Source organism: Thiocapsa sp., assembly GCF_011390875.1.
GTDB lineage: Bacteria > Pseudomonadota > Gammaproteobacteria > Chromatiales > Chromatiaceae > Thiocapsa.
The window spans coordinates 1-5,711 of record NZ_JAABRP010000262.1; the positions used below are offsets into that span (position 1 = coordinate 1).

Consider the following 5,711-nt stretch of genomic DNA (forward strand, 5'->3'; position numbering starts at 1 on the left):
ACGTCCATCCACCGAAGAGTGCGGTTTAGACCCAATAGACCGTCCCTGTCATCACCTTCGAGGTGAGCCGCATTGCCGAACGGATCGGCGCCGGCAGCTCGGCGCCGCCTGCGGCGTGGGCGATCTGCGCATGGTGAACCTCGTCGGCCTTCATCTGCTCAAGGATGGTGCGTGTCTTCTCGTCGTCGATCGGGATTTGCTCCAGATGCTCGTCGAGGTGGTCCTCGACTTGACGCTCGGTCTCGACGACGAAGCCGAGGCTCCACTTGTCGCCGGCCAGCCCGGCCGCCGCGCCCATCGCGAAGGAGCCCGCGTACCAGAGCGGGTTCAAGAGACTTTTGCGATCTCCCAGGTCTTCCAAACGCGCGGCACACCAGGCGAGGTGATCGTTCTCTTCCTTGGCGGAGCGCTCCATACGCTTGCGCGTGTCCGGCAGCTTGGCGGTCAGCGCCTGGCCCTGATAGAGGGCTTGGGCACAGACCTCTCCGGTGTGGTTGATCCGCATCAGGCGAGCGACGTGCCGACGCTGCTCGTCGGTGAGTTCCGCCTCCGGGATGTCCTCTGCCGGGTTGGGTCGTTCGGTGGTCTGAGGGCGCCCGAACAAGGTCCGCAAGGCGTGATCGGCGTTGATCAGGACCTGGTCGATGGGCGTCAAACGGCGTGTCGTCATGGATTGCTCCGTTCGAAAAGTGTTGCGTCGCGGTCAGTATCGGGGATTTGCCGCCGTGTGACGAGTATGCGGGCGGCCGGGCCCGGTTCCATGTCCAATCGTTGTCGTTGTCGTAATCGATTGCCCGGAACCCGGCATTTTGAAACGCAAAGGCGCAAAGGAGGCAAAGGAAAACAGGCGGGTAGGTTGGGCAAAGCGCAGCGTGCCCAACCCGCGCCGGCATCGGGGAGCCGTTGGGCACGTTGGGCACGCTGCGCTCGAGGCGCTACGGGTTGGATATCGGCGTGTGGGGGATGGGTTTCGCTGCGCTCTGTCGGTCGGGAACGGGATGTTGGCGCTTGGAGGATGGGTTTCGCTGCGCTCTGTCGGTCGGGAACGTGGCGTTGGTGCTTGGAGGATGGGTTTCGCTGCGCTCTACCCATCCTACGACCAAGGCTCGGGGTCGAGTGCGGCGGCGATCAGCTCGACGGGGTGCAGGACCGCGATATCCAGCCCGGCCTCGCGAACCCCTGCGGCCAGATGCAGGGCGCAACCCGGATTGGTCGTGACGATCACGTCCGGCGCGTCCAGGCGTACCGGTGCCAGCAGGTCGGCGAGCAGCGCCTCGGCCATGGCAGGGTGCTGGAGTAGGTAGGTCCCGGCGGCACCACAGCAGCCCTGGCCCGACGGCATCGGCGTGACCGCGAGACCGGGGATGCGCGCGAGCAGTCGATGGACGGCGGCATTCCCGCCGAGCTGATTGCGATGCGAGCAGGGCTCGTGAACCATTACGCGACGCCGATCGGGGCGAATCCGCAGCGACTCAGGCCACTCGAGCCCGTCCAAGAAGGCGCACAGCTCCCGGGTGTCGCGCAGCGCCGGATCGCCTCGAAGCTCGGCCACACAGGCGCTCGCCAGACCGACGAGTGGGCGCTCGCCATGAATTCGCACGCAGGCATCGCGCTGGGCGTCGGCCTCGGCGGGCAATCCGTTGTGTCTGAGCATGGCGCCGCAGCAGGTGTCGGGCGAGACGATACGAAGACGCAGATTCAGTCGAGCCGCAACCTTAAGGGTCGCCTCGACGGCACGTCCCTCGGCGGCGGCGCCCATGCATCCGAGGAAGAGATCGCCATCGGGCGACTCGGGATCACGTGCGGCGATCGGCCGCGCGACGGCCGCCATCGCAGTCCCCATCCGATGGTAGGGGCGAAGTGCGGGAAGTCGGTCGAGCCGCATCAACTCCGTCAGTCTGGCCAGGCCAAGGCGGCGGTACAAGCGGAGAAGCCAGGCGAATCGGCCCATCAACCGCGCGCTGGACAAGGCGCCGAGCGCAAGCCGATTGAAGGTCCGCTGCGGCCCCGGCAATGTCGCAGTGCGCAGCGCCTTCGCCTGATCGGCGATGCGTCCGTAGGCGACCTCCGAAGGGCAAACGCGCTGGCAGTTCAGGCAGCCGAGACAGCCGTCGAGATGCCCCGCAAGGGTCGGGGTCATCGCCAGGTCGCCGCCCAGCCACCCCTGGACCAAGGCGATCCGCCCGCGCGGTGAGTCCGCCTCTTGGCGTGCCTGTTGAAAGGTCGGGCAGTGGGGCAGGCACAGCCCGCATTTGACGCATTGATCGGCAAGCTGAAGCAGCTCACGGGCTGCGCCGGCCTGCGAGAGGCTGTGGAGGTGTCCGGTCGAGGTCTTCAATCGGCGGTGTCGTCCAGTGGTTCGGTCGGTTCGGTCGGAGTGCATCCATGCCGGCGAACCTGTTGCCTCGGACGTGGCGCTCGGTCGCTGCGGGACTTGATTATGTTAACCTTCCTCGGTCGTCTTGCGTTCAATTCAGGTCATTTAAGATGTCGTACTACCGCTACCATGTCTTTTTCTGCACCAACCAGCGTGAGGACGGCAGCCAATGCTGCAACCAATGCGGGGCATCGGCGATGCGGGATTTCCTCAAGCGACGCACCAAGGAGCTGGGCCTGACCGGGCGCGGCGGGGTGCGCATCAATACCGCCGGTTGTCTCGACCGTTGCGCGGAAGGACCCGTAGTCGTGGTCTATCCGGAGGACACCTGGTACACCTACGTCGACAGCGAGGATCTGGAGGAGATCCTGCAGGAGCATCTGATCGGCGGGCAGGTGGTGGATCGGCTGCGGTTACCCTAAACCGCGCTGGTTCCAACGCTCGTCAAATCGGCCGGGGCCGATCCCATCCAGAAACATCGCATACCGCGCCGGGTGCGGTTTAAGGTTACCGGCCTGAATCGCGGCTTAAATTTCGAGTTGCGCACAACGATTTCGTCACGTAGACTTCGCGGTCTTTCTCGACACAGAAAACGAAATCGACGGCCCGCGCGCGCCTCGGCATTCGAACCGCACCGGCATATTGCCGCGAATATCGTTCGATGTCGGGACAACGCGAGCACGGCATCCCGGAGCGAAGGACATGACGACGACAGTGAGTACAAAACCGGCGGAAGTTCGCCGTGCCTGGTATCTGGTCGATGCCGACGGCAAGACCCTCGGGCGGCTCGCGAGCGAGTTGGCCCTTCGCTTGCGCGGCAAGCACAAGCCGCAGTACACACCCCATGTCGACACCGGCGACTATATGGTCGTCATCAATGCCGAGAAGGTGCGGGTGACCGGGAACAAGCGCGAAGACAAGATGTACTACCACCACACCGGCTACATCGGTAACCTCAAGTCGACGAATCTCGCCAAGTTGCTCGACTCCAAACCCGAGCGTGCTATCGAGATCGCCGTGAAGGGGATGCTGCCGCGCGGGCCGCTCGGGCGGGCCATGTTCAAGAAGCTGCGTGTCTACGCCGGGCCGGAGCACGGTCATCAGGCGCAACAGCCGCAAGTCCTTGAGCTCAACGTTTAGGAATCAGACGCATGTCCGAGAGACAACACGCCATCGGTCGACGCAAGACGTCCGCCGCCCGGATCTTCCTGACCCTCGGGTCGGGCAACATCACGGTCAACGATCGTCCGCTTGATCAGTTCTTCGGTCGCGAGACGGCTCGGATGGTCGTGCGCCAGCCGCTCGAGACCGCCGGGTTGCTCGACCGGGTCGACATCAAGGCGACCGTTGCCGGGGGCGGCAATACGGGACAGGCCGGCGCGATCCGCCACGGTATTGCCCGGGCGCTGGTGCTTTTCGACGAAAACCTTCGTTCGCCGATGCGGCGCGCCGGTTTCCTGACTCGCGACGCCCGCGAGGTCGAGCGTAAGAAGGTTGGCCTCCACAAGGCCCGTAAGCGCCCTCAGTTCTCGAAGCGCTAACAGCTCGACCGCGGAGCAGTTGCTCCCGTCGCAGGCTCGGCACGCCCGAGCCGTCTTCATCGGTTACCGCAGCCGGAGCGCGCTTCCTCTGCGGTCTGATTGCCGGGCATCAACCCTCCCCGATGCAGGCACCGCGACCCGATTTTGGGGGATCGTCTAGTGGTAGGACAGCGGACTCTGACTCCGTCAACCTAGGTTCGAATCCTAGTCCCCCAGCCACACCCCGCCAGACACACGCGCCAGCTGCACCCGCGAGCCACCGCATCTCTTCAGACAAGTCACCGGCTTGTCCATCGCCCGAACCCTACTCACGCTGCTGTACACCCGGCGCGACACCTCCGCGTTGTAGCGTCCACATCGTCGACTTCAAACGAGCACTCGGCGTGCTTCGGGTTTCCGGAGGGATACGGTGTGGTGATTTGTCGGTGATGTTTCGGCCGCCCGATGAAGAGAGCCTCGGCACGCCCCTCGAGCGAGGCGGCCGCGTACCACCGAGTATTGACGCGAAGGTTGTTGTTGAAAAACACCTCTTCGCTGAACGGCCAGACCGGCAGACAGACCACAACACACCCGCATCGCACCTCGTCGATGCCAAAAAGCAACACTTTATCCATGTGTGTCTTTTTTTGCCCCACTCTGTTGCAAAACACTCCGCGTTACACTATAGTTCAGTGCGCAAAGCATGATTGCGTTCGGTTTCTGCAGTCTATCTGACAAATTCACAACAGCGGAGAAGAGTATGAACAAGAAGATCCTTAGCCTCGCGGTCGCTGCCGCGATGGTCGCCCCGGGCGCCGCGATGGCCGAAGCTATCCTGTACGGCAAGCTGAACATGTCCATCGACTACGCCGACGTCACCAACGTGATCTCGCAGGGTCAAGTTCTCACCGTTATCGATCCCGAGACCGGCGATATCGTCCGGCAGATTCCCGATCGGGATCAGAACTTCAAGGGCTGGGGCCTGAACGGCGGCGGCTACCTTCCCGGCGAGGGCCGTGCCAACCGCATCGGCGTCAAGGGCTCCGAGGATCTGGGCAATGGCCTGAAGGCGATCTACCAAGTCGAGTTCGGCATCCAGATGACCGAAGAGTCGAACCGGTTGGCTGCCACCGGCTCCAACAACTCGCCGACCATGCGTAACAGCTTCCTGGGTCTCGCCGGCGACTGGGGTACCTTCCTGGTCGGTCGTCACGACACCCCGCTGAAGATCTCCACCGGCAAGCTCGATCTGTTCTCCGACACCATGGCCGACTACAACGGCACCGTCGGCTTCGATGACAAGCGTGTCGACAACGCAATTGCCTACATCAGCCCGAGCCTGGCCGGATTCCAGCTCATGGCCGCTGTGCATGCGGGCGGCGGCTCGACCGTCAGTGATTTCTCGGCCGGCAACATCTTCGCCGACAGCATCGCCGAGGGCTGGTCAGTTGCCGGTATCTACAGCAACGGCCCCTTCTACGTCTCGGCCGCATACGAGCTGTTCGGCAACGACCTGTTCATGAACTCGAATACGGTCCTGCTCGGCAATCCGCTCGGCATCGATCCGGATACGGGTGAGGAGATCGCGAACCCGGCATTCGTTAGCGACGACTACAGCAAGTGGCGTATTGGTCTGGGCCTGCTCGACTGGAACGGCTTCACTTTGACGGCCATTTACGAGAAGCAGGAAGATCTCCCGGGCGGCCAATTGTGGGTGCAGAACGGTGGCGTCGGCTTTGCTGATCCTTTGGAGAAGGAGCTGTGGCAAGTCCAGGCCGGGTATGCATTCGGCAACAACATGGTCAAGGCCATGT

The 5,711-nt window shown here is 63.4% G+C and carries 7 protein-coding genes and 1 tRNA gene; 5 read left to right on the plus strand and 3 right to left on the minus strand.

Annotation, left to right across the window (positions count from 1 at the left end; all coding sequences use genetic code 11):
- Positions 1 to 25: 25 nt before the first annotated feature.
- Positions 26 to 670 carry a 2-polyprenyl-3-methyl-6-methoxy-1,4-benzoquinone monooxygenase gene (gene coq7, locus GPT33_RS16630; protein ID WP_296811112.1) on the minus strand — a complete coding sequence of 215 codons (645 nt, stop codon included), beginning with the start codon at positions 668 to 670 and terminating at the stop codon, positions 26 to 28.
- Positions 671 to 1,093: 423 nt separating this feature from the next.
- On the minus strand, positions 1,094 to 2,338 hold the full coding sequence (locus GPT33_RS16635; RefSeq protein WP_296811114.1) for a (Fe-S)-binding protein: 1,245 nt from the start codon (positions 2,336 to 2,338) through the stop codon (positions 1,094 to 1,096).
- 149 nt (positions 2,339 to 2,487) lie between these two features.
- Here GPT33_RS16635 and GPT33_RS16640 point away from each other — a divergent pair, with 149 nt between their 5' ends.
- From GPT33_RS16640 to GPT33_RS16655, 4 genes are all read left to right on the plus strand, one after another.
- Positions 2,488 to 2,799 (plus strand): (2Fe-2S) ferredoxin domain-containing protein, encoded by a 312-nt coding sequence (locus tag GPT33_RS16640; protein ID WP_296811116.1) that lies wholly within the window; start codon positions 2,488 to 2,490, stop codon positions 2,797 to 2,799.
- A 280-nt stretch (positions 2,800 to 3,079) separates the two neighbouring features.
- Positions 3,080 to 3,517 carry a 50S ribosomal protein L13 gene (gene rplM, locus GPT33_RS16645; protein ID WP_296811121.1) on the plus strand — a complete coding sequence of 146 codons (438 nt, stop codon included), beginning with the start codon at positions 3,080 to 3,082 and terminating at the stop codon, positions 3,515 to 3,517.
- 11 nt (positions 3,518 to 3,528) lie between these two features.
- The gene (gene rpsI, locus GPT33_RS16650) at positions 3,529 to 3,918 is read left to right on the plus strand and encodes a 30S ribosomal protein S9 (protein WP_093032335.1); all 390 of its coding nucleotides are present in this window, start codon (positions 3,529 to 3,531) and stop codon (positions 3,916 to 3,918) included.
- 145 nt (positions 3,919 to 4,063) lie between these two features.
- Positions 4,064 to 4,137 (plus strand) — tRNA-Gln (locus GPT33_RS16655).
- Between the two features lie 89 nt (positions 4,138 to 4,226).
- Here the strand turns inward: GPT33_RS16655 and GPT33_RS16660 are convergent.
- Entirely contained in the window at positions 4,227 to 4,532 is a 306-nt protein-coding gene (locus GPT33_RS16660; RefSeq protein ID WP_296811175.1) for a hypothetical protein, read from the minus strand.
- 125 nt (positions 4,533 to 4,657) lie between these two features.
- Here GPT33_RS16660 and GPT33_RS16665 point away from each other — a divergent pair.
- The coding region (locus GPT33_RS16665; RefSeq protein ID WP_296811179.1) for a porin at positions 4,658 to 5,711 on the plus strand (1,054 nt) is incomplete at its 3' end.

What these genes read in the sequence shown, in the direction of transcription:
- coq7 (WP_296811112.1), bottom strand. Translation starts at nt 670, where the DNA reads ATGACGACACGCCGTTTGACGCCCATCGACCAGGTCCTGATCAACGCC.
- GPT33_RS16640 (WP_296811116.1), top strand. Translation starts at nt 2,488, where the DNA reads ATGTCGTACTACCGCTACCATGTCTTTTTCTGCACCAACCAGCGTGAG.
- rplM (WP_296811121.1), top strand. Translation starts at nt 3,080, where the DNA reads ATGACGACGACAGTGAGTACAAAACCGGCGGAAGTTCGCCGTGCCTGG.
- rpsI (WP_093032335.1), top strand. Translation starts at nt 3,529, where the DNA reads ATGTCCGAGAGACAACACGCCATCGGTCGACGCAAGACGTCCGCCGCC.
- GPT33_RS16660 (WP_296811175.1), bottom strand. Translation starts at nt 4,532, where the DNA reads ATGGATAAAGTGTTGCTTTTTGGCATCGACGAGGTGCGATGCGGGTGT.